Raw genomic sequence first — 23,577 nt, 5'->3', positions numbered from 1 at the left:
GTTAAATTAGGGACGAGCGCACAGTCAGAACCGGTTTATAGCCGAAAACTTCCTGAAAGAATGGTGCGCATTGCTCGAACGCCCATTTTTCAAGGTAACAATTTTCGTTGCTGTCGGCTGTAATTAAAAGCCTGTCGTTGTTCAATTTTACCCGGATGTCGCTCAGCTTCTGCTTCTGCGCCTTGTCGAGCGCGTTTGCAAGCCGGAAAATCGCTACGAGTTTGGAAACGATCAGCCGGTTTTTGTCGCTCAGCCGAATAAATTCAATATCGTCATAATTGGGCACGTCGTATTCATTGTAGCGCGAAACATAGGCGGTCAGCAGCATTTCTTCGTCAGTCATGCCATAAACGTCAATATCCTTTATCAAGTCAAACGTGCTCAATAAATGCTGTTTGGCAGTTACGTAATAGCCGCAGTCGTGCAAAATAGCCGCCAGCTCCAAAAGCAGCCTCTTGCGATGGTCAAGCCCATGAGCGCCTTTCATCTTATCAAAAATCCGGCAGGCAAATTTCCGGACATTTTCGGAATGCAGGTGGTTGCAGTGATAGGTCTTTGCGATTTCATACGCACAGCTGATTGCGTTTTCGCGGACATGTTCAAAATATTCCTCGCTGCTTTTTGGAAGGAGCATGTGGCGCATTAAAGCGTCCCACAGTTCCACTTTTGGCGCAATAATGACATCGGATTCTGAAAATTCAATCAGCCGGATATAGATAGCAAGTGCCGAGTACAGCAGCTCCGCCGTATCTTCGCTGATGCCATAGTGGTTGCTGATTTTTTCCTGTGACATCGAGCGTATCTGCTTAAACAGGTCGGTGAGCATCTGCGCCGGAATCGTGTAGCAGCCGTTTTCAGGCATTACGCCGCAGATGTGCGCAATCAGCTGAATTTCGTTTCCCGTCAGAACCAGGTTGGAAACAAGCCCTTTGCTGAACGGGATACGGATATGGCCGATAATGGAATTCAGGTATTCTTCAACAACGGTGTAGAAATCCTCCGTAAGCTCCTGAATATTTCCAAGCATATCGTGCAGCTTTAAGGCTCCCATCGGAATGTTCTGCGAAAAGATCATATGCTTCCCGTTATAAAGGGAAAAGCCGATGGTCCCGGCGCCGATATAGGAAATCAGCGCATTTTCGCCCTTTTTATTTTCCATTTTGTCAAGCGTATTTAAAATCTCTGAATAAATCAGCGTTTTTTCCTGATCGTCTTCCAGTACCTGAACGGTCATGTCATTCTGTATTTTTAACTGGTCAATCACATAGGAACGGTTTTTCGCTTCCCGGAAAGCGGTGGTTGCCACTACTTTATATTGATTGACTCCATATTCTTTTAGAATTCCGCGGTATCCATGCAGGATACCGGAAAGCTCACGAAGGCTTTCGAAGCGGATTTTTCCTTCCGTAAAGACCTCGTGGCCAAGATTTAAAGGGTATTCCAGTTTTTCAAGGTCGGAGATTTCTCCTTTTTTTAGCTGCGAAATCCTCATTTTTAGCATATTTGAGCCGATATCAATTACCGCTGCTACCTTGATGCTTTTTTTACGGTTCAAATTGTCACCACCCATACGGAACTAAGATTATTATAGCAAATGCCTTTTATTTCCACAACGATTCTTACTATATTACAGAACTTATCGGTTTATGAATGCCTGAAATTTAGAAGTTTTAAAATATTCATTTCAAAATTTATATTTTTCTAATTAACGGTATAACTATATTCGAATTTAAAAATTTACAGTTTTGCAATAAATCACTTTCATAGTCATATGGTTTCGAAAATATACTTAAAAGAGCGGACAGAATTGAATTGTCAAACTGTAAAGGGAATGAATATAATGAATTACGAACAAAAGAGCATCTTAAAAAGCTTAAAAGATTTTTGGTTTGCTTTATTCTCGAACTGGGTCTTTCAGCAGGTCGTCTACTTCCTGTTCCCATTTATCATTTCAGGCGTTATGGAAAATTCGAACAAGTCTTTAAGCCCAGCTTCCTTTTATTCGTATCCGCAGGTGGTTTATTTTTCTCTGTATATTTTGATTTTAATAGGATTTTCCGCCGCAAATAAGCATATATTAAAGCAGCAAAAAAATTCCGAGTTAAACCGGGCGGTAATTGATGAACTGCAAAATAACATAACCAGTTTAACACGGTATATGTCCACGCTTAGCTCGGATGAAAAGGAGGAAATTTTTGCCTCTTTGTCGCAATTCGTCTGTAATTCACTCTATACAATTTTTTCTGATCAATATGAAGACCGGAATTTTCGAATTAGCGTTATTAAACAAATTCTGCATCAAAACAAATTAATGTATACCATGCCCGGCTATAAATCGAACAGTTTAAGCAAGGGCGACAACCGTCCGCAGCCGGTGTCAAATTGTGAGAAATTTTTTAAGAATATACTCATGACGTCCGTAGAGAAGATTTATATTTTAGACGAAAAAGGGATTAAAAAGAAATTTGGTTCCACACATGAAAAAATAGCTGAATATATTGCGATTTCCCACAAAGGAGATTTTGATAATATTTGTTTTATCCTTCAGATTGATTGTACAAAGGCTGGAAGCTTTGGAAAAGACAAAGAAGAAATTGAGGACTTTGTTCAACAATACATAGAACCTTTTATCAAACTCCTTGAAAACGCCTATGTTCAGGAGAGAATGAAATTTATTAATAGAGGGGTCGACAGCATTGAAACACGAACCGTTGACATTGATTGAGGGTAATAACGAGATTGACAGCGAATCGTTTTACGAGAAAATTAATAAAATTATCGAAGAAGAGCGAAAAAAAAACGCGGATATACGAGCTTTTCAAAATAGTCATAGGGATGAAGTGAAATTTTCCTCCTGATGAAAAGTAAATAAATGACCCTGTCTCCACAAGTTCCGGACAGGGTCATGTTTCATTCTGCTGAAAATATTGGGAAATGAGGAAGCCGCCCGTTATGAGGCGGCCTTCTCAAAAAAGGATTGTAAAATATGAGAACTCTCCGTGAGAGACATATAAGCAATTTTGTTCAGAATTACGGCTGATTCGACAAAGGGGATAAATAAAATATAAATGACCTATGTGACAATCAAGTGAAAAAGAACGGGAGTTTTTGAAAATATTTCATGTGGTCCTTCATCGTATATGAGGTGGTTTATAAAATGGCAACACAGATTGCCGACCGATAGACTCGACGGATGAAGTAACGCGGACAAGAATAACGAAAGAATCCCCGCTTTCCTTTCGGAGAGTGGGGATTCCCTTGTCGTTTTACTTCTTCGGTATGAAGAAGTCCAAAAGCAACATTCCGTTCGGTAGGAACAAAATATTGTTTCCGGTTCTGAATGGCGGAGAGGATGCGACTCGAACGCACAATGCCTTGCGGCACACCACATTTCCAATGTGGCTCCTTACCAATTAGAATACCTCTCCGTATGGTTTATCTGCCTTGTTACCAGAGACAGCTTTATTATTATATCGAATGTTTCCACAAAAATCAACCCCTATTTTGAAGATTTTTCAATTTTTCACATTTTGCTGTGTATTGGTGTTGCATAGAGGAAAATCGTGTTATAATATAAACATATTCTGGAAGCATGCAGGAGGTATTCCGATTGAAGAGAACTGAAATAACCGAGTTGTATTCTAAAACGGCGGAGCTTAGCGGTAAAGCGGTAACGGTTTGCGGCTGGGTTCGCACAATTCGCGATTCCAAAGCGTTGGGATTTATTGATCTGAATGATGGCAGTTGTTTTAAAGGAGTCCAGATCGTTTTTGAAGCGAATCGGATTTCCAATTTTACAGAGGTTACGAAATTGAACGTCGGTTCAGCCCTTGTGGTAACCGGCGAGCTGGTTTTAACACCGCAGGCGAAGCAGCCGTTTGAAATTCACGCGGATAAAATTGAGGCAGAAGGGCTTTCCTCTCCGGATTATCCGCTGCAGAAAAAGCGTCATTCGCTGGAATTTTTACGCACAATTGCGCATTTGCGCCCGCGCACCAATACGTTCAGCGCTGCGTTCCGCGTGCGTTCGGCCGCGGCCTTTGCCATTCATAAATTCTTTCATGAAAATGGATTTGTTTACGTCCACACGCCGCTTATTACCGGTAGTGACTGCGAAGGCGCCGGCGAAATGTTCACCGTGACTACACTTGACGCGGAGAACCCTCCGCGTAAAAAGGATGGAACGGTTGATTATTCGCAGGATTTTTTCCAGAAACACACCTCCCTTACGGTTTCCGGCCAGCTTGAGGCGGAGTGCATGGCGATGGCTTTTGGAAAGGTCTATACTTTCGGGCCGACGTTCCGCGCTGAAAAGTCTTACACGCAGCGTCACGCGGCGGAATTCTGGATGATCGAGCCGGAAATTGCGTTTGCGGATTTACAGGACAACATGAAGCTTGCCGAAGCGATGATGAAATACGTTATCAAATATGTTATGGATACCTGCCCGGATGATATCGCATTTTTCAACCAGTTTATTGATAAAGGGCTTGTTGATCGCTTAACGAATGTCGTCAATTCGGATTTCGCCTGTGTCACCTATACGGAAGCCATTGAAATTTTGAAAAAAAATAATGACAAATTTGAATATAAGGTAAGCTGGGGAAGTGACCTGCAAACGGAACATGAAAAGTATTTAACAGAGCAGGTATTCGGAAAACCTGTTTTTGTAACCGATTATCCGAAGGAAATCAAAGCCTTCTACATGCGTCTGAATGATGACGGAAAAACAGTTGCCGCAGTAGATTTGCTTGTGCCGGGTATCGGCGAGATCATCGGCGGCAGCCAGCGTGAGGAGCGCATAGAAATTCTTCAACAACGGATGAAGGAATTTAAGCTGAATGAGGAAAATTATTGGTGGTATCTGGACTTAAGGCGTTATGGCGGAACAAAGCACGTAGGCTATGGCCTTGGCTTTGAACGCCTTGTAATGTATCTAACCGGGATTGCAAATATCCGGGACGTACTGCCGTTCCCGCGTACAACGGGAACCGCGGAATTTTAGAAAGGATGTGTTTTACTTATGGCAATGTGGAGAGATAATCTGAAAATCGGTGTATCGGTGATTGACAGCCAGCATAAAGAGCTGTGCGACCGGATTGACCAGCTCTTTGCCGCTTGCAATCAGGGCAAGGGAAGGGAGGAAATTATTAAGACGTTAGAATTCCTTGAAGGGTACACCATTAAGCATTTTTCCGACGAAGAGAAGTTGCAGCTCAGCAGTACTTACCCGAAGTACAAAGAGCATAAGGAAATGCATGAATTTTTCAAGAAAAAAATTGCGGATTTAAAATATGATATTACAAAAAACGGTGCTTCCATTGCGGTTATATCCAAAACCAATTATTTCCTTATGGACTGGCTATTGAATCATATTCAGAAAGTAGACGTCGAATTAGCAAAATACATAAAATAACATAAGAATGTCTTCTTTATCTTATATGCAAGATTTGTGTTTTTAACTTGCAATATTATCTATTATATATTAGAATAGTACTTGTTTTTAAACATCATTTGCATTTTAAGATAGGGAGATGCTCATATTGGACTTTCGGTCAATGTCAGAAAAGGAATTAAGCGATGTCAGGGCGGATTTACAGGAACGTTATAACCAATTCAAAGCAAGGGGCTTAAAATTAAATATGGCCCGTGGGAAGCCGGAAACAGAACAGCTTCAGCTTTCGATGGGTATGCTGGATGCTTTAAACTCCGCATCCGATCTTTATGCCTCCACCGGAGACGACTGCCGCAACTACGGCATGCCGTACGGCCTTCCGGAAATGCGGGAACTTTTTTCCCATATGATGGGGGTCGACGCTTCCAATATCATTGCGGGGGGCAATTCCAGCTTGAATATGATGTTTGATACCGTGTCCTGCGGGGTTACCCATGGCTTTTCGGGCTGTCTGCCATGGGGCAGGCAGGGCGCCGTAAAGTTTTTGTGCCCGTCGCCCGGCTACGACAGGCATTTTGCTGTTACCGAATACTTCGGTTTTGAACTGATTACGGTTCCAATGCTGCCCACAGGACCGGACATGGATGTTGTGGAAAAGTTGGTTTCAAACGATGAATTGGTGAAAGGAATCTGGTGCGTTCCAAAGTATTCCAATCCGACGGGTATTACCTATTCCGATGAAACTGTTCGCCGGTTTGCCGCTTTGAAGCCCGCTGCAAAGGATTTCCGGATTTTTTGGGATAATGCCTATTGCGTACACGATTTAACCGATACGCCGGATCAGCTTTTGAACTTGTGGCTTGAGTGCAAAAAGAATGGCACGGAGGATTTGCCGGTCTTTTTTGTATCCACAAGTAAAATTTCTTTTCCAGGTGCCGGCGTAGCGGCGCTGGGTGCAAGCGACAACAACCTGGCTGTCCTGAAAAAGCATTTTTCGTATGAGACAATCGGACCGGATAAGTTGAACCAGTTAAGGCATTTATATTTCTTTAAAGATTACGACGGTATTCTGGAGCAAATGAAGAAACACCGCAAGCTGCTTGCGCCGAAGTTTAAAGCGGTAGCCAATAAGCTGGAATCCGAGCTTGGGGGAAAGGGCGTGGCCTGTTGGACGAATCCAAACGGAGGATATTTTATCAGCGTTGATGTTTTGAACGGCTGTGCAAAGCGGGTTGTTTCCCTTTGCAAGGAGGCTGGCGTTACCCTTACGAATGCGGGTGCGACCTTCCCGTATGGAAAAGATCCGAACGACAGCAATATCCGTGTGGCACCGACCTATCCTCCGGTGGATGAACTTGAGGTCGCTATGGATTTGTTCTGTATTTGCGTTCAGCTTGCTGCGGCGGAAAAATTGTTAAATAAGTGAGAAAGGGAGCTTGTCTCCCTTTCTTTTTGGCTGTCTTTACGAATAATCTCGTCAAACTAATTGACTTTTTCATATGTAAACAATATAATTGATTGTACACGTCTGCGAGGAATCACAGAAAACCAAAATTGGAGGATTTACGAATGAAGCGAGTAGGAAAACCTGTATTTTTCATCGTCGCCCTCCTCATCCTGTTTTTAACTTATTCCGCAACCTTCGGAATTAAGGGTAAAAACGGGGATAATTCGACCACCTACATAAAAGGTGTCAGCGACATTAGATGGGGAATAGACATTAACGGCGGCGTCGAGGCAACATTTAGCCCGGCAACTTCAAAAAAAGCGACTAAGGAACAAATTGATTCCGCAAAATCGATAATTGAAGTCCGCTTAACTACGAATCATATTACGGATTATGAATTGTATTCCGATTATAACAATGATCGCATTATTGTACGTTTTCCTTGGAAGAACGACGAAAAGACATTTGACCCCGAAAGCGCAATCAAAGAACTTTCCGCAACTGCAATGCTCACCTTCCGTGCGGGCGATGAGTATACAACCGTGACAACCGGTTCGGATGGACAACCTGTCTACAAAACGCCTAAGGGCGAGACGGCAAGCAACATTATTTTAACCGGCAGCGACATTAAAAGCGCTAAGTCTGAGATGTATCAGGATCAGACGACCGGCAAAGCAACCTATCAGGTTGGTTTGGAACTGACTGAGAGCGGCACCAAAAAATTTGCCGAAGCAACCGAAAAAATGCAGGGTGAAATCATTTCCATCTGGATGGATGACGTTCGTATTTCCAATCCGAGGGTAAATGAGGTTATTACGGATGGAAAGTGCTCCATTCAGGGCAATTTTACAGCGGCGGAAGCTTCCTCTCTGGCAAACAAGATTACAGCCGGTGCGCTTCCGTTTAAGCTTACGACGACAAACTTCAGCACAATCAGCCCGACGCTGGGATCATCTTCTTTGCATGCAATGCTGATTGCGGGTATTATCGCCTTTGCAATTATCTGCGTGTTCATGTTGGTTCAGTTCAGACTTCCGGGCTTTATCGCGATTATCGCTCTGCTTGGGCAGATTGCTTTGTCTTTTGCGGCGGTTTCTGGATACTTCCCGTTTATTCAAAGCTTTACGCTGACCCTGCCCGGTATCGCTGGTATTATTCTTTCCATCGGTATGGGTGTTGATGCGAATATTATTACTGCCTGCAGAATTAAAGAAGAACTCTGGGCAGGCAAAACCCTTGACGGGGCAATCCAAAAGGGTGACGACAACAGCTTCTGGGCAATTTTCGACGGTAATATAACGGTTGTTATTGTCGGCGTTATTTTGATGGCTGTATTTGGACCAACCAATATTCTTTCAATGCTGTTCGGAGCATCCACTACCGGCTCGATCTATTCCTTCGGCTACACGCTGTTAATCGGTATTGTCGGTAACTTCCTCTTCGGCGTAACGGCTACCCGTTTGATGACAAAATCGATTTCCGGGTTTAAGTTCGCGCGCAATAAATGGCTGTACGGAGGTGCCGCAGAATGAAAACCTTTAACATTCATTTCTTTGAAAACAGAAAGATTTACTTTGGAATTTCCATCACGGTCATGCTGATTGGCTTACTTTTCAATATTCTATTTGGCACTCAGTTGGATATCCAGTTTAAAGGCGGCGCCGAAATCAAATATTCTTTTGACGGCAAGGTTGTTCAGGAAGAAGTCGAAAAAATTGTCCAGGATACTACGAAAAAGGATGTTAGCGTTCGCATCTTGGAGGATGTAAAATCTGCTGACGGCAAAAAAGTAAAAAATAATGTTTCCATTTCTTTTGCGGGTTCGGAATCTATTTCCGTTGATACCCAGCAGGCAATTGAAAAAGCGCTTTCCGCAAAATATCCGAATGCGCATTTCGAGGTTGTTTCATCCAGCTCGGTTAATCCGACCATGGGCCGCAACTTCTTTATAAAATGCCTGACGGCTGTTTTCATTACCTGCGTACTGCTTGTTCTGTATATTGCATTCCGGTTTAGAAAAATCGGCGGTATGTCCGCTGGCGTAATGGCTGTTCTCGCACTATTGCATGACGTTATCATGGTTTATTTTACATTTATCATCTTCAGAATACCGCTGAATGATAACTTTATTGCAGTTGTATTGACGATTCTGGGCTATTCACTGAATGATACGATTATTATTTATGACCGTATCAGAGAAAATCGCAGACTGATGGGGCCGAAAACGCCTTATTCTTCTTTGGTAAACACGAGTATCAACCAGACATTTACCCGTTCTCTCTTTACTGCGGGTTGCACATTTTCTTCAATTGCAACCGTCTTCGTCGTTGGGCAGCTATATGGAATTACGAGCGTAACAACCTTTGCTCTGCCGATGATGGTCGGTGTTGTTACCGGTTGTTATTCCTCCGTCTGCATTGCAGGCCCCCTTTATGTTATGTGGCAGAACCATAAAGCAAAACAAAGAGAAACAGAAGCAAAAGCTTAAATTCAAAACACGATATTATGAAAGCCGCCGATGTTCTTTTGCATCGGCGGCTTTTAAGTGTCGTGCGCCCGGGGCAACCGGGGTGTGGAAATTTGTGCCTGCAGAAATGAATAAAAAATATCTGAAATTGTAAGCAGCGGATAATATCGTTGGATTATCCGCTGTTTTCTTCCGTTTTTTGTATCTGGGAAGAATAAATGTTGAATATTATTTGTCAAAATGATACAATAAATAATTATGGGGTAGGTGGGGTTTGTGAGCTTAAAGAAATGGGAAGTATTTCAGAGTGATCCGGCTGTAACAAAGCAGATGACACAAGAAATGAATCTGCCTGAGATTCTTGCAGTATTGCTTCAAGAACGGGGCATTGTCGACATAGTACAAATTGAAAAATTTTTTCATTCTGATGAAAATTTATCAAATCCTTTTCTTTTAAAAGATATGAAAAAAGCGGCCGACCGTATTATACGTGCGATTGAGGAATTCGAAAAAATAGCTGTTTACGGGGATTACGATGCTGACGGAGTGACAGCGACCGCCATGCTGTATTCTTATTTGGAATCCTGCGGCGCAAATGTAATTTTTTATATTCCCGAACGGGAAGGGGAGGGCTATGGCCTGAACTGCAATGCGATTGATACCCTGCATGCGCAGGAGATCAATTTGATTGTCACCGTAGATAACGGGATTTCCTCTATTGCGGAAGTAGCCCATGCGAAAGAATTGGGAATGGATGTGGTGGTGACAGACCATCACCGCCCAAGGGCGGAATTGCCCGATGCATGTGCCGTTGTTGATCCTTACCGCGAAGACTGCGATTGCCCGTACAAGGACTATTCCGGTGTTGGCGTTGCCTTTAAACTGATTATGGCATTGGAAGGCGAGGACTGCAGCCCCGATGCCTTGCTCGATAATTACGCCGACCTCGTTGCAATCGGTACCATCGGGGATGTTGTGCCGCTCACCGGGGAAAACCGATGCTTCGTAAAAGCCGGGCTGAAAATGCTTCCACAGACGGACCGATTGGGTCTGAAAGCGCTGATGGAGCTGGCCGGGGTGGAAGGAAGGCGTCTTACCGCCGGGAACGTCGCTTTTACGCTGGTTCCGCGTATCAATGCGACAGGGCGGATTGGCTCTCCGGAACGCGCAGTTCGTCTTTTGGTTTCCGAGTATCCGGATGAAGCATGTGCGTTGTCCACAGAAATCAATGATGACAACGAATACAGGCGTCAGATTGAGAAAGAAATATATGAAAAAGTAATGCAAAAGCTTCATGATGAACCGGAGCGCCTTTACGATCGTGTTTTGGTGATTGAAGGCGAAGGATGGCACCATGGGGTCATTGGCATTATTTCCTCCCGTATTACCGAGCAGTTTGGGAAACCGAGCATTATTATTTCTTATTCCGGAGAGGAGGCAAAGGGTTCCGGCAGAAGTGTCGAAGGCTTTTCTCTCTTTCAGGCGGTCAACACCTGTAATGATTTACTGTTGCGGTATGGCGGACATCCCATGGCCGCCGGTTTATCCTTATTAACCGCGAATATTCCCGCGTTTCGAAAAGCAATCAACGATTATGCTGCTTCCTTAGGTGATCCTATGCCCGTACCGGTGTTGAAAATTGATTGCCTTCTCAATCCACGCGACCTTTCCGTGGATATTCCGAATCAAATTCATGCCATGGAACCTTTTGGAATGGGAAATCCGTCCCCACTATTCGGCCTGTACCATGTGACTTTGGCGGACATTACGCCGGTTGGCGGAGGAAAACACCTCCGTATCAGCGTTATGAAGGACGGATATATGATCCGTTGCATGAAATTCAATACAACGCTTGAAGAATTTCGTTATCATGTGGGGGATGTTCTTGACCTTGCGGTAACGCTTGACGCAAGGGAATATAATGGGAAAAATACGCTTTCTATTTATATTCGAGATATAAAATTATCAAGTATGGATGTGGATGCCGTCCTGTCGGACATAGCCCTTTACGAAAAAACCAAAAGAGGGGAAACGCTCTCCCAAATGGAATTGGAAAGGCTGTTCCCGAACCGTGGCGCGTTTGCGGATGTTTATCGGGTTATCCGGAATCTAAACGGCTTTTCTGGGTCTCCGGAAATCCTTTTAAGCCGAACCAAGGACGTGGGCAACATGGCTATGCTTTTAACCGCGCTCGATGTTCTGGCGGAATATCGGCTCATCACTTTGGAAAAGTTCGGCGATTGGCTGAAGGCGGAAATTGTACATACAACGCATAAAGTCGACTTGTTCGGCTCGAAGATATTAAAAAAACTGAAATTACTGGAAAAGGTGGGTGAAGGATATGGCATGGCCGCTGAAAACATATGACGACCTGATCGCTTTAATTAACGAAAGCGAACATGATTACGATATGTCGGTGATCGACCGTGCCTATCAGCTCGCTCTTACTTCCCACCAGGATCAAAAACGCCTTTCCGGAGCACCCTATATCTCTCACCCTGTGGCGGTAGCCTGTATTCTTGTTGAGCTCGGTATGGATACCGAGTCCCTTGCGGCCGGCCTTCTGCATGACGTTGTCGAGGATACGCCGGTGAATTTGGAGCAGATTCGGAAAAGCTTCGGGTCGGAAATTGCGAATCTGATTGACGGTGTGACAAAATTAGGCCGTATCCCGTATTCTTCCCGTGAGGAACAGCAGGCAGAAAACCTTCGGAAAATGCTGATTGCAATGGCGGATGATATCCGTGTAATCATCATTAAGCTAGCCGACCGCCTGCACAATATGCGTACAATTGAATTCATGCCCCCGCAGAAACAGCGCGATAAAGCGCTGGAAAATATGGAGGTTTACGCGCCGATTGCGCATCGCCTTGGTATCCGGGCCGTTAAGGAAGAACTGGAGGATTTATCCCTTCGGTGTCTGGATCCGATTGCCTATGAGGAAATCGAAAGCGGGCTGGCTCTTAGGCAGAATGAGCGCAAAGAGTTTATTGAACTGACAAAGAAAAATATTTACGAACGGGTGTCGCCGCTCATTCCGAATGTTTATTTGGAAGGACGCGTAAAGAGCATTAACGGCATTTTCCGCAAAACCTTTATCCAAGGCCGCTCCATGGAAGAAATTTATGATATTTACGCAGTTCGCGTAATCGTCGATACGGTAAACGATTGTTATAACGTTCTTGGCATAATCCATGATATGTACCGCCCGATTCCGAACCGGTTTAAAGATTATATTTCCACGCCGAAGCCGAACCTGTATCAATCCCTCCATACTACGGTCATAGGAAAGGACGGCATTCCCTTCGAGGTTCAGATCCGCACATGGGAAATGCATCACACTGCGGAATACGGTATTGCCGCACATTGGAAGTATAAACTGGGAATCGGGTCGAAAAGTGGCGATTCGTTGGAGCAGCGTCTTGCATGGATCCGCCAGATGCTGGAGAATCAAAAAGACAACGAGGACGCGACCGATCTTGTCCGCACGATCAAATCGGATTTGGTTCCGGAGGAAGTGTTTGTTTTTACTCCGCGGGGCGATGTGATCAGCCTTCCTTCCGGCTCGACGGTGATTGATTTTGCCTATGCCATTCATAGTGCTGTCGGGAACCGTATGGTGGGGGCGAAAGTGGACAAGCGTATTGTTCCCATTGATTATAAAGTCAAAACGGGGCAGATTATCGAGATTCTGACATCCAAAGAAACGCACGGGCCAAGCCGCGACTGGCTGAAAATCGTTAAAACAAGTGAAGCGCGCAATAAAATCCGCGCGTGGTTCAAGCGTGAAAAGCGCGAAGAGAATATTATAGAGGGCAAGGCGGAACTCGAGCGTGAATTGCGGCGCAACGGCATTGAATTAAACGAAGCGGAGCTTACCGCTCTTCTTGAAAAAATCGGCGCTAAGAGGAACTGCACTAGTGCGGACGATGTTTACTCCGCAATTGGATACGGCGGTATCCAGCTCTGGAAGATCATGCCGAAAATCAAAGAAGGTTATATGAAGGAAAAGCGTCCTGCACCGAGCTCGCCGGCCCAGGCTCCCGCGAAGCAGCCCCCGAAAAAGCCGTCCAGCGGTGTTATCGTTGACGGAATGGACAACTGCCTGATTAAGTTTTCGCGTTGCTGCAACCCGCTTCCGGGCGATGAAATTATTGGTTTTATCACGCGCGGCTTCGGCGTTTCCATCCACAAGCGAACTTGCTCCAATGTGCCGCAGAATTTAAGTGAAGCTGCAGAGCCGGAGCGTTGGATTAAGGCGCATTGGGCGGGCAAAGTAAAGGAAGAATTCAAATCCACGTTGGAAATTGTGGCTTTGGACCGCTCCGGCCTGCTTGCCGATGTAACCCAGCAGCTTTTCAACATGCATATTTTCATTCATTCTTTGAATTCAAGGGAGACCAAGGACGGCAATGCGGTCATTTCCGCTACGATCACGATTAACGGGCTGGAGCATCTGAACAGCATTATTTCCCGCCTTTCCAATATTCAGGGTATTATTTCGATCAAACGTTCCTAAAACAAGTTGGAATAGAGGTGTCTTCTATGGAGATAACAGAAATTACCGGGGGTATGGTTCCTACAAACTGCTATATAGTAACCGATGACGCTACGGGCTATGCGGCGGTCATTGATCCGGGCTTTGAAAGTCCGGAACTGACAAAGGCCGTTCTGAAAGCCGGTGCGGACAAGGTGGAAGCGATTTTGTTAACGCATGGTCACTTCGACCATATACTGGGTGTAAATGAGATCAAAAAGCTGACCAATGCAAAGGTCTATATTTATAGTGACGATATGCCCTTCATAAGCGACAATTCCTTGAACTTATCGACCGTGGTCGCTTCGCGGCCTCTGAAGACATTCAAAGCGGATGTCGCACTAAACGACGGCGATATTATCCCACTCGGAAACTTGAAAATCCGTGTCCTGCACACACCGGGGCATACAATTGGAAGCTGCTGTTACCTCGTGGAGGACGCGATTTTCACGGGGGATACATTAATGCAGATGAGCTGCGGCAGAACGGATTTTCCCACCGGCAGCTATACCCAGATACTTCAATCCCTGAAACGGCTGGGAAACCTTGAAGGGAATTACCATATCTATCCGGGGCATGAAGGGAAAACCACGCTCGACTTTGAAAGAAAAAACAATCCGTTTATGGGGAACAGCGCTTATGACCCTTATCATTGACGGCCATACCTTCCATTATGAAATGGAAAATCTATGCCGGTTATTCTTTCCATATCAAAAAATCAAGGTGTTGACAGAAATCCCGGAAAACAGCGGAGAGCAAATGCTCGTCTATACGGGTATAAACAAGGAAACGGACGGGATCGTTATAACGACCCGCATCCAATTCGGTGATTATTGCCGGGGAAAAACAGAGCGGCTCGGCTTTCCCGATTGCGAATCGGAAAATGACCAGGAGCGGCATATGGCGGTTTTGCTTTTCCAGTTGCTTACCGATTATTGCGGGTTTGTACCGAAATGGGGGATTTTGACCGGAGTTCGCCCGGTAAAGCTGCTGCGCCGCTTGATTTCCGAAATGGGCGAAGCCAAAGCGCTGGATTTTTATCAGAAGGAACTGCTGGTTTCAGAGCAAAAAACAACATTAAGCTATATCACCATGCAGAACGAGGAGAAAATTCTCTCCTTATCGAAGCCGGAATCTTTCAGCTTGTATATATCCATTCCGTTTTGCCCAACCCGTTGCTCGTATTGTTCCTTTGTCTCTTCCTCTGTGGAAAAGACCGCAAAATTGGTTCCGGCGTATCTGAAACTTTTATGCAGGGAAATTGCGCATACGGCGCAGGTAGCCGCGTCTTTGCAATTGCGGCTCGAAACGGTTTATATCGGCGGGGGAACGCCAACGACTTTATCCGCGGAGCAGCTCGATATTCTTTTGAGCGCAATACGGGGAAGCTTTGATCTGTCTTTTTGCCGCGAGTTTACGGTGGAAGCCGGAAGGCCGGATACCATAACGATGGAGAAGCTTTTTTCGCTGAAAAAGTACGGAGTGACCCGTATCAGCATTAACCCACAGACATTAAACGATGAAGTTTTAAAAACCATCGGCCGCCGACATACGGCGGAACAGGCGCTCTCGGCTTTTGTCCTTGCGCGCCGAACCGGGTTTGACAATATCAATATGGACCTTATCGCAGGGCTGCCCGGCGATTCTCCGGAAAGCTTTGTTTCCACACTGGATCAGACGATTCGGCTGGCTCCGGAAAGCATTACGGTGCATACGTTGTCCTTAAAACGGTCGGCAAGGCTGTTTCAGGATGAAAGCGAACCTTACCGCAACGATGCGCAGGCTGCAGAGCAAATGATCGATTACGCGGATGAGCAGCTGTTAAAATACGGATATAAGCCGTATTATCTTTACCGCCAAAGCCGGATGGTTGGCAATCTGGAGAATACCGGATGGGCAAAACCGGGCTTTGAAAGTCCCTATAATGTTTTCATTATGGATGAAACCCACACGATCCTTGCGTGCGGCGCGGGAGCCGTCAGTAAAATCAAGGATCCGTATTCCGATAACCTCAACAGGATTTTTAACTTTAAATACCCCTATGAATATATAAGTCGGTTTGAGGAAATGATTATTAGAAAAGATCAGGTGAAAGCTAATTATGGTAAATTTTGTAGAATATCAGAACCAACTCCATCTGATTAATGCTGCTGCTTCCGATCACCCGGAAGCTTTTGTCAATCAGACGGAGGAAGCTTACCACGAAAGCATCCGCAATATCGCAGAGAGCATTGTCACCCAGAAAAGGAACTGCGGACTGGTAATGCTTTCTGGTCCGTCCAGCAGCGGAAAAACAACTACTGCGAATTTGTTGAAGAATGCCTTTCAGAAAATCGGCGTCGGCTCAACCATTATCTCCCTTGATGATTTTTACCGCGGGGAACGTCAGGCGCCGCTTCTTGCAAACGGGCAGCACGATTATGAAAGCGTTGACGCGCTTGATGTTCCGGAAGTGGAGCGGTGCCTTCTCAGCTTAATTGAAACAAGGCGCTGCAATATGCCGGTTTTCAATTTTGAAATTCATATGCCGTATCCCCACAAGCGGCAGGTTACCTTGGGGGAGCATGACATCGCGATCGTGGAAGGAATCCATGCGCTGAATCCGATTTTTATCAATAAGCTTCCTGCAAATGATGTCTGCAAAATTTATATTAGTGTGAAGCAGGGGATCCACGAAGGGAAAACCGAACTTTTTACTGCGAACGGGATGCGCCTGATCAGAAGGATTGTCCGTGACTATAAATTCCGCGGAGCCAAACCGGAGCGGACGTTGGAAATGTGGCCGAATGTCATGGATGGGGAAAGGAAGTACATCAAGCCCTATCGCGGAGATGCAGATTACACTATTAATTCCCTGCATGCCTATGAAACCTGTGTATTGGCGAAAGAAGCGATTCCGATTTTGCAGGAAGTTCCACAGGACTGCAAGGATTATGATTTGTCCCAGAAATTGATACAAAATTTGAAAAAATTCACAATAATCAGTAGTGAATTGGTTCCGAATAATTCAATCATACGGGAGTTTATCGGCGGCGGGATATATTAAACGAATTTTCATTGATTTTTCCGTCGTTCGTGTTATAATTTCAATAAGATAACCTTTAATAAAGGAGTGTGTATTATGGGATTGTTTGAAGATGTAGTTGTTAATGCGAAATCAGCGGTTAACGTTGTTGGAAAAAAAGCAGGCCAGTTTGTTGACATATCCAAGCTTAGAATCAGTTCTGCAGATTTAAATAATGAGATTTCAAAGCGCTTCGAGGCGCTGGGCAGGACGGTTTATGAAGCGAAAAAAACCGATAATGATGTTTCTGATCTGGTAAATGAATGTATTACGGCAATTGATGATTTGTATGAACAGCTTGACGCTGTGAATGAACAGTTGGTTGCCATGCGCGCGAAGCAGGTTTGCAAAAACTGCGGTCAGGAAAATCCGCAGAGTGCAGATTACTGCAGCAAATGCGGGCATAAGTTGTCGGAAGAGTAATCGGCATTTCATAAAAAAGGGGGTTGCACCCCTTTTTTTATTGCTTGCAATTCTGTTCATATTCTCTTTATTTATATAGTATACTATTTTATCGTGTTTTTTATCGGGTTTACGTTTGACTTTATTGATTGGATGTGTCTTAATGGAAAGGAAACGGGCTGCTGAAAAACAGAGCTTTTTACACGGTGCCTTAATTTTAATGGTGGCAATTGCGCTGGTCAAGATTATCGGCGCGTTGTTTAAAATACCGCTGGCGTGGATTCTTACGCCGGTTGGGAACGGTTATTTCGGAAACGCTTATTCGCTTTATTTCCCGATATTCAGCCTTGCGACCGCTGGATTCCCGATTGCAATTTCCAGACTGGTTTCCGAAAATTCCGCCCGTGGCCGGTATCGCGACATCCGCCAGATACATACGGTTTCCATCCGGATTTTTTTGATTCTGGGGATTGTTTCGTTTTCCATTATGTTTTTTGGTGCCAAACCCTATGTGACTTACGCGGCAAGCAATAACCCGGAAAACGCTCTACCCGCGATTTACGCGTTGGCGCCGGCCATTTTCTTTAATAGCCTTATGGCAATTTACAGGGGATACTACGAAGGGCTTCGCAATATGTATCCCACGGCGATTTCCGAAATCGTCGAAGCTTTGAGCAAGCTGGTTTTCGGGCTTACCCTCGCGTCGCTTATCATTCAGTCCGGAATGAAGGAATACGCTGCCAATGGCACAGTTTATGGCATAAAAAGGGTCTCGGAGGAATATGCTAAGATTGCAACCCTGCCATACGCCGCCGCAGGGGCGATTTTCGGGGTCACCATCGGCTCGGTCATGGGCTTCCTTTTTTTGTTCCTATACCATAAAAGGCATAGCGACGGGATAACCAAGGAAATGCTCCGTTCTTCTCCGCGTCCCCTTCCAATGCGGATAACGACTTCCCGGTTAATACGGACGGCAATTCCGATTGCGCTGGGCTCCCTAGCGGTAAACCTGTCCACTTTTATCGACAGCACATTTTTGCAGAAGCGCATCAATGACATTATGGCCGAAAATTCAGAAGTACTGCTGAAAATGTACGAGGGCGTTTTGCCCTCTTCGGTTGTGCAGTTAAATAATGTCCCTACGTTTTTATTCGGGTGTTTTTCCAACGCGTCCACGCTGTTTATGCTGGTGCCGGCGATAACACAGGCATTTGGTGTGAGCGCCCTTCCGAGTGTAACCGAGGCATGGACAGGCGGCAATCCGAAGCAGATCAAGCGAAGCATCGAGCAGGTTTTGCGTATTGTTGCGATGATTACGGTTCCGGCCGGTTTGGGGCTGTCCGTTCTTTCCACGCCGATTGCTGCCCTATTGTACGGGGAGAAAAACGCCCCGACGGTTATTGGAAAAATTCTGGTCGTATTGGGCCTGGGCGCAATTTTCGCCGCCATGAGCACGCCGATCAACAGCATGCTGCAGGCGGTCGGAAGGGTGGATCTGCCGGTAAAGCTGCTCGTGGTCGGTCTTGTGATTAAACTGGTGTTGAATTATACGTTGGTCGGAATCCCGGAAATTAACGTGATGGGAGCCGGAACGGGAACATTGGTGTGCTACATCTTTATCACGGTTTTTGCACTACATTACCTCTGCCGGGAAACAAAGGTCCGTCTCAATTTTGTCCGCATCTTTTTCAAGCCGCTTCTGGCTTCAATCATCAGCGTGGGCTTAGCATATTTTGTCCAAAAAACGGGAACATTGTTGCATTTTGGGAAATTGTCCACCCTGGTGGCAATTGCCTTTGCGGGTGTCGTTTATATGGCTTGTATGCTGTGGTTTAAAGCCCTTACAAGAAACGATATTCTTATGCTGCCGAGGGGACAAAAAATTGTAAAAATACTTGAAAAACATAATTGGATAAGGTAAAATAATAAAAGTTTACCGATAATTGGGTTTTACAGGAGATAAAAATTTGGATTTTCAAATGAAAGAACAATATAATATGGATGACCTTCTGAAAATTATGGAAATCCTACGTTCACCGGAAGGATGCCCTTGGGACAGGGAACAGACGCACCAAAGCATCCGAAACAATTTCATTGAAGAAACCTATGAAGCGGTTGAGGCAATTGATAATAATGACACGGATCTGTTAAAGGAAGAATTGGGCGATGTTTTACTGCAGATAGTATTCCACGCGCAATTGGAAAAAGAGAAGAACAGTTTTGGGTTTTCAGACGTTGTGGATGGCATAGTAAAAAAGCTGATTGTCCGTCATCCTCATGTCTTTGATAATACCGTTGTCAGCAATTCGGATGAGGTACTTGTCAATTGGGATGCGATCAAAAAGAAAACTAAGAACCAATCCACCCAGTCGGAAGTCCTGCAGAGTGTTTCCAAAGCCCTTCCTGCGCTGATGCGTAGTGCGAAAGTGCAGCATAAAGCGGCCAAGGTGGGGTTTGACTGGCCCGATGTATCGGGAGCACTTGATAAAGTCACGGAGGAAGTCTGTGAATTAAAAGAGGCAATCGATTCTGGCAGCGGGGAAGACCGTATGGAAGAATTAGGCGATCTTTTGTTTTCTGTGGTAAACGTTTCCCGATTTTTGAAAGTTGAGCCTGAACAAGCGTTGAGCAATTCCTGCGATAAGTTCATCCGGCGTTTTCAAAAAATGGAACAGCTTGCGGAAGAACGAGGAGCTTATATGGCTTCCATGTCACTGGAACAGCTTGATTCCCTCTGGAATGAAGCGAAGATAATGGATCATTCTCAGCTTTCAGCTGTAGAATAATAAAAAAACGGAGGTCAAATTTATGAACAAAACAGAATTAATTGCTGCTGTTGCTGAAAAAGCAGGTATGTCCAAAAAGGATGCAGATAATGCTGTTAATGCAATGATTGACACAATCGTTAACGCTGTTGCCGAAGGCGAAAAAGTACAGATTGTTGGTTTTGGTACTTTTGAAGTACGCAGCCGTAGTGAAAGACAAGGCCGTGACCCGAGAACAAATTCTCCGATTACTATTCCTGCATCCAGAGTGCCTGCATTTAAAGCCGGAAAGGCGTTTAAGGACGCTACAGCAAAATAAATTTTATTTTTGGGTTTTAAAGGCTGTAACAAATTTGCTGTTACGGCCTTTTTATATGAGAGGATAGTATGCGACTGGATAAGTATTTAAAAGTATCAAGAATTATTAAGCGGCGTACCATTGCAAACGAGGCCTGCGATGCCGGGCGCGTGCTGGTGAACGGGAAACCCGCCCGCGCTTCCTACGACGTAAAGGTTGGCGACATCCTGGAATTGCAGCTTGGTTCGCGCAACATAAAGGCCGAAGTGCTCAGCGTAAACGAATACGCCAAAAAGGAAACCGCGTCGGATATGTACAGAATATTGGACGACGGGTCGGCAAACCTTTAAGTATATGTCCCTCCGCTTATGCATACAAATTGGTATGAATGAGTAGGAGGGTTTTGAAATGGCAGAAGAAAAAAAGTCTGTTAAAGGCCCGCAGAATTTGATTCTTGAAAACCGCCGGGTGCTTACTGCGACGGGTGTTTCTAATGTTGACAGCTTTGACGAACAGACGATCATTGCTTATACGGATTTGGGGCAGCTCATTATCAAGGGAACCAAACTGCAAATTAATAGACTGAATATCGAAACCGGGGAGCTTACTCTGAACGGTGAAATCAGTTCGTTGTCCTATTCGGACAATCAGCCGTCGGGCGGCTTTTTGACAAAGCTGTTCAAATAGAGGAGTGAGGTTGCTTGAACGTTACACTCACTTGGCAGTTTCAGGGGTTTTTGATATCGATTGCAGCTGGCTTTTTTTTAGGCGCGTTTTATGATGTCTTTCGTATTTTCCGGACGGTTTTCCAATCCGAACAGCGCGCGGTTTTTTGTCAGGATCTCTTTTATATGGTTGTCGTTGCTTTTGTTACGTTTCTGGTGGCTTTAGGGGTCAATTATGGGGATGTGCGGTTTTACATATTGGCAGGAGAAGGCATTGGATGGTGCTTTTATTTTTTAACCGTTGGATTTGTAACTCTTCAGGTATTTCGGTTCCTCTCAAAAATTGTGAAAAGGTATATTATCAGCCCGATTCAATGGGTTAATTCGAAAATATCTCATTTCATCGCCCAAATGATTGGAATAATTGTGAAGAATATAAAAATACTAGCGGCAATTCCGAAAAAACGCTTGAAACATTGCCGTTCTATAGTGTATAATCAATGTATAGGTATAGTGAGAGAGAGGGTTAAGCAAAAAGGGGGCGGCTCTGCCAAATGAAAGTTATTAAAAACAGAAAACCCCAAAGGAGCCTTTTGCTTCGTCTTGCTGTTTTTTCATTTGCGGTGTACGCCACGATCGCGCTTATTAACCAGCAACTCCTGATTAGTCAAAAACGTCAGGAGTTGGATGCAATTAAACAAAAAATTGCTATCCAGCAAATGAAAAATGAAGATATAAAACATGCTTTACAGGCTGGGGCCAATGAGAACAGCGATTATATTGAGCGTGTTGCACGGGAAAGTCTTAATTTTGCAAAGCCGGGAGAGCGCGTGTTTGTCAATATTGCGGGGAATTGATCTCTCTAATTATTAAGGAGGAAATCACTTACATATGCAGCTTGAGGTAGGAACCATCCTGGAGGGTAAAGTTACGGGGATTACAAAATTCGGTGCCTTTGTTGAATTGCCGGGAGGAAAAACCGGTATGGTTCACATTTCGGAGGTAGCTCCAACTTTTGTTAAGGAAATCCGTGATTTTGTAACCGAAAATCAAATTGTAAAAGTAAAAGTTTTGAGCATCAGCGAGGATGGAAAAGTAAGCCTTTCCATGAAGAAGGCGGTTGCGCCCACACCAAAGAGCAGCACGCCGGCTCCTCGTTTGGCACGGCCCGGAAATTATGAATGGCAGAGCCGGAGAAACGAATCTGCCAGCTTTGAGGATATGATCTCCAAGTTCAAGCAGACAAGCGATGAAAAGATTTCCGATCTTAAAAGATGCGTGGAATCGAAACGCGGCGGTTTTTCCAAGCACGGTTCCAAAATCAATTGATATAATTTTAAGCGGAGTGTTGCGCACTCCGCTTTTTTTGGAGGTAAACGATGTTAATTACGAATGCAAAAATCCATACGATGGCAGGGGATACGATCGACAACGGCTGGATACATATAAAAGCGAATAAAATCGCAGCGATTGGTTCCCGTACGGATAAACCAATAAAAGACGAAGAGGTTCTGGATGTTCACGGCGCCGGGGTGTATCCCGGCTTTATCGACGCCCATACGCATCTTGGCATGTGGGAAGACGGCCTTTGCTTTGAAGGGGATGATGGAAATGAGGAAACTGACCCCATAACCCCGCAGCTTCGTGCAATTGACGCGATCAACCCCATGGATCGCTGCTTTTCCGAGGCGCTGGCGGCGGGCATAACGACGGTTGTAACCGGCCCCGGCAGCGCGAATCCGATCGGCGGGCAGCTTGCGGCGATGAAAACCTCCGGTTCCCGTGTGGATGATATGATTGTGAAAGCACCGGTCGCGATGAAGATGGCGCTTGGCGAAAATCCGAAATCCGTCTATCATGGGAAAAGCCAAACGCCCTCCACCAGAATGGCTACGGCGGCGCTTATTCGCGAGGAATTATTTAAAGCGAAACGTTATATGGAGGATCTGGAGCGCTCGAAAAACGACGAAGATTTTGAAGCACCGGAATTTGATATCAAATCGGAAGCGCTTCTGCCTGTGCTTCGGGGAGAAACGGAAGTACATTTCCATGCACACCGTTCCGACGATATCTACACCGCTATCCGGATTGCGAACGAGTTCCATCTCAATTACGTCATTGTCCATGGAACGGAGGGACACCTGATTGCGGATACCCTAGCAAAAGAAGGCGTGCGCGTGCTTGCCGGCCCATATCTCTGCGACCGTTCAAAGCCGGAGTTAAAAAACCAGACGCCCGCGAATCCGGGTATCCTCTCGAAAGCGGGGGTTTTTACTGCGATTATTACCGACCATCCCGTTATTCCTTTGCAGTACCTTCCAACGTGTGCGGCACTAGCTGTTCGGGAAGGAATGGATTATGAAGAAGCTTTAAAGGCTATTACCATTAACCCTGCCAAAATTTGCGGGATCGATCAGCGGGTAGGGTCCATTCAAGTTGGAAAAGATGCGGATCTGGTCATTTTTGATTCGGATCCCCTTCAAATGACGTCGAAGCCAGTCCATGTAATCGCCGACGGGAAAATTATGTTATAAGGA

The 23,577-nt window shown here is 45.1% G+C and carries 22 protein-coding genes and 1 tRNA gene; 21 read left to right on the top strand and 2 right to left on the bottom strand.

The window, feature by feature from the left end:
- Position 1: 1 nt before the first annotated feature.
- A complete protein-coding gene (locus P9B68_RS01460; RefSeq protein ID WP_277668327.1) occupies positions 2-1,555 on the bottom strand; it encodes a Ppx/GppA phosphatase family protein in 1,554 nt (517 codons plus the stop codon).
- 855 nt (positions 1,556-2,410) lie between these two features.
- On the opposite strand from P9B68_RS01460, the gene P9B68_RS01455 reads away from it, so the two are divergent.
- Positions 2,411-2,725, top strand: coding sequence for a hypothetical protein (locus P9B68_RS01455; RefSeq protein WP_135657324.1), 315 nt, complete (start codon positions 2,411-2,413; stop codon positions 2,723-2,725).
- A gap of 616 nt (positions 2,726-3,341) precedes the next feature.
- Here P9B68_RS01455 and P9B68_RS01450 read toward each other — a convergent pair.
- Positions 3,342-3,428, bottom strand: a tRNA-Ser gene (locus tag P9B68_RS01450).
- 182 nt (positions 3,429-3,610) lie between these two features.
- On the opposite strand from P9B68_RS01450, the gene asnS reads away from it, so the two are divergent.
- The 20 genes from asnS (at position 3,611) to P9B68_RS01350 (ending at position 23,574) form a co-directional block, all read left to right on the top strand.
- Positions 3,611-5,005: an asparagine--tRNA ligase gene (gene asnS, locus P9B68_RS01445; RefSeq protein WP_277668326.1), complete on the top strand. Its 1,395-nt coding sequence runs from the start codon at positions 3,611-3,613 to the stop codon at positions 5,003-5,005.
- Positions 5,006-5,023: 18 nt separating this feature from the next.
- Positions 5,024-5,416 carry a bacteriohemerythrin gene (locus tag P9B68_RS01440; protein ID WP_135657328.1) on the top strand — a complete coding sequence of 131 codons (393 nt, stop codon included), beginning with the start codon at positions 5,024-5,026 and terminating at the stop codon, positions 5,414-5,416.
- Positions 5,417-5,558: 142 nt separating this feature from the next.
- Positions 5,559-6,821, top strand: coding sequence for an aminotransferase class I/II-fold pyridoxal phosphate-dependent enzyme (locus P9B68_RS01435; protein ID WP_243112912.1), 1,263 nt, complete (start codon positions 5,559-5,561; stop codon positions 6,819-6,821).
- A gap of 143 nt (positions 6,822-6,964) precedes the next feature.
- A complete protein-coding gene (locus tag P9B68_RS01430) occupies positions 6,965-8,374 on the top strand; it encodes a preprotein translocase subunit SecD (RefSeq protein ID WP_135657332.1) in 1,410 nt (469 codons plus the stop codon).
- The gene (secF, locus tag P9B68_RS01425; protein WP_135657334.1) at positions 8,371-9,330 is read left to right on the top strand and encodes a protein translocase subunit SecF; all 960 of its coding nucleotides are present in this window, start codon (positions 8,371-8,373) and stop codon (positions 9,328-9,330) included. Before P9B68_RS01430 ends, secF begins: the two co-directional genes overlap by 4 nt.
- Before the next feature lie 255 nt (positions 9,331-9,585).
- Positions 9,586-11,676 carry a single-stranded-DNA-specific exonuclease RecJ gene (gene recJ / locus P9B68_RS01420; protein ID WP_277668325.1) on the top strand — a complete coding sequence of 697 codons (2,091 nt, stop codon included), beginning with the start codon at positions 9,586-9,588 and terminating at the stop codon, positions 11,674-11,676.
- On the top strand, positions 11,651-13,828 hold the full coding sequence (locus tag P9B68_RS01415; protein WP_277668324.1) for a RelA/SpoT family protein: 2,178 nt from the start codon (positions 11,651-11,653) through the stop codon (positions 13,826-13,828). Before recJ ends, P9B68_RS01415 begins: the two co-directional genes overlap by 26 nt.
- Positions 13,829-13,854: 26 nt before the next feature.
- A complete protein-coding gene (locus P9B68_RS01410; protein ID WP_135657338.1) occupies positions 13,855-14,502 on the top strand; it encodes an MBL fold metallo-hydrolase in 648 nt (215 codons plus the stop codon).
- On the top strand, positions 14,486-15,991 hold the full coding sequence (gene hemZ, locus P9B68_RS01405) for a coproporphyrinogen dehydrogenase HemZ (protein WP_135657340.1): 1,506 nt from the start codon (positions 14,486-14,488) through the stop codon (positions 15,989-15,991). The genes P9B68_RS01410 and hemZ overlap by 17 nt, the downstream gene beginning before the upstream one ends.
- Positions 15,992-16,109: 118 nt before the next feature.
- Positions 16,110-16,892, top strand: a complete 783-nt coding sequence (locus P9B68_RS01400; RefSeq protein ID WP_407932249.1) for a uridine kinase family protein — start codon at positions 16,110-16,112, stop codon at positions 16,890-16,892.
- A gap of 75 nt (positions 16,893-16,967) precedes the next feature.
- On the top strand, positions 16,968-17,333 hold the full coding sequence (locus P9B68_RS01395; protein ID WP_135657344.1) for a zinc ribbon domain-containing protein: 366 nt from the start codon (positions 16,968-16,970) through the stop codon (positions 17,331-17,333).
- 142 nt (positions 17,334-17,475) lie between these two features.
- Positions 17,476-19,233 (top strand): putative polysaccharide biosynthesis protein, encoded by a 1,758-nt coding sequence (locus tag P9B68_RS01390; protein ID WP_135657346.1) that lies wholly within the window; start codon positions 17,476-17,478, stop codon positions 19,231-19,233.
- A gap of 46 nt (positions 19,234-19,279) precedes the next feature.
- Positions 19,280-20,098 carry a nucleoside triphosphate pyrophosphohydrolase gene (mazG, locus tag P9B68_RS01385; RefSeq protein ID WP_277668323.1) on the top strand — a complete coding sequence of 273 codons (819 nt, stop codon included), beginning with the start codon at positions 19,280-19,282 and terminating at the stop codon, positions 20,096-20,098.
- Between the two features lie 22 nt (positions 20,099-20,120).
- On the top strand, positions 20,121-20,396 hold the full coding sequence (locus P9B68_RS01380) for an HU family DNA-binding protein (protein ID WP_135657350.1): 276 nt from the start codon (positions 20,121-20,123) through the stop codon (positions 20,394-20,396).
- A 68-nt stretch (positions 20,397-20,464) separates the two neighbouring features.
- Complete coding sequence (locus tag P9B68_RS01375; protein WP_277668322.1) at positions 20,465-20,725, top strand: RNA-binding S4 domain-containing protein; 261 nt, start codon at positions 20,465-20,467, stop codon at positions 20,723-20,725.
- Positions 20,726-20,783: 58 nt separating this feature from the next.
- Positions 20,784-21,062: a sporulation protein YabP gene (gene yabP, locus P9B68_RS01370; protein ID WP_135657355.1), complete on the top strand. Its 279-nt coding sequence runs from the start codon at positions 20,784-20,786 to the stop codon at positions 21,060-21,062.
- A 14-nt stretch (positions 21,063-21,076) separates the two neighbouring features.
- Positions 21,077-21,598, top strand: coding sequence for a spore cortex biosynthesis protein YabQ (gene yabQ, locus P9B68_RS01365; protein ID WP_277668321.1), 522 nt, complete (start codon positions 21,077-21,079; stop codon positions 21,596-21,598).
- A complete protein-coding gene (locus tag P9B68_RS01360) occupies positions 21,595-21,897 on the top strand; it encodes an FtsB family cell division protein (protein WP_135657359.1) in 303 nt (100 codons plus the stop codon). The genes yabQ and P9B68_RS01360 overlap by 4 nt, the downstream gene beginning before the upstream one ends.
- Before the next feature lie 34 nt (positions 21,898-21,931).
- Positions 21,932-22,369, top strand: coding sequence for a S1 RNA-binding domain-containing protein (locus P9B68_RS01355; protein ID WP_135657361.1), 438 nt, complete (start codon positions 21,932-21,934; stop codon positions 22,367-22,369).
- 50 nt (positions 22,370-22,419) lie between these two features.
- A complete protein-coding gene (locus tag P9B68_RS01350; protein ID WP_277668320.1) occupies positions 22,420-23,574 on the top strand; it encodes an amidohydrolase in 1,155 nt (384 codons plus the stop codon).
- Positions 23,575-23,577 lie beyond the last annotated feature (3 nt).

Origin of the sequence: Caproiciproducens galactitolivorans, from assembly GCF_029266045.1 — a bacterium.
GTDB lineage: Bacteria > Bacillota > Clostridia > Oscillospirales > Acutalibacteraceae > Caproiciproducens > Caproiciproducens galactitolivorans.
The sequence above is the reverse complement of the archived record's forward strand: the minus strand, read 5'-3'. Positions and strand labels throughout refer to the sequence as shown.